We start from the raw sequence: 538 nt of genomic DNA, 5'->3' as shown, positions 1-538 counted from the left end.
CCCCGGCCCCGGATCGACGGCAGCCGGCCGTGACGCGGGCTCAAATGCGGCAGCGAGCGCAACAGGCCCGACGTATAGGGATGCAGCGGTCGCACCAGCGCCTCGTCGACGGTGGCATCCTCGATCACCTCGCCGGCATACATCGTGATCATCCGCGTGCAGGTCTCGGCGACGACGCCGAGATCGTGGGTGATCAGCATCAGCGCGGTCTTCGAGGTCTCGCTGATGTCACGCAGCAGTTCGAGGATCTGCGCCTGCACGGTGACGTCGAGCGCCGTGGTCGGCTCGTCCGCAATCAAGAGGTCCGGCTCGTTGGCGAGCGCCATCGCGATCATCACGCGCTGGCGCTGGCCGCCGGAGAATTCGTGCGGATAGCGGTAGCGGGTGTCCGGCTTCATCCCGACATCCTCGAGCGCCTTGACGACGCGCGCCTCACTCTCCTCGCGCGACAGCTTTGGCGGGTGCACCGAGAGACCCTCGGCGATGATGTCCGCGATCGACATGCGGGGGCTGAGCGAGCCGAACGGATCCTGGAACA

1 protein-coding gene is annotated in these 538 nt (G+C 67.1%); it reads right to left on the bottom strand.

The window, feature by feature from the left end:
• A partial coding sequence (locus tag ABS764_RS16245) for an ABC transporter ATP-binding protein (RefSeq protein ID WP_408082841.1) occupies positions 1-538 on the bottom strand: 538 nt, incomplete at both ends.

The organism is Flavobacterium plantiphilum (assembly GCF_046000495.1).
In the GTDB taxonomy this organism is placed as follows: Bacteria; Bacteroidota; Bacteroidia; order Flavobacteriales; family Flavobacteriaceae; genus Flavobacterium; species Flavobacterium plantiphilum.
This window is presented reverse-complemented; position numbering and strand designations above follow the sequence as displayed.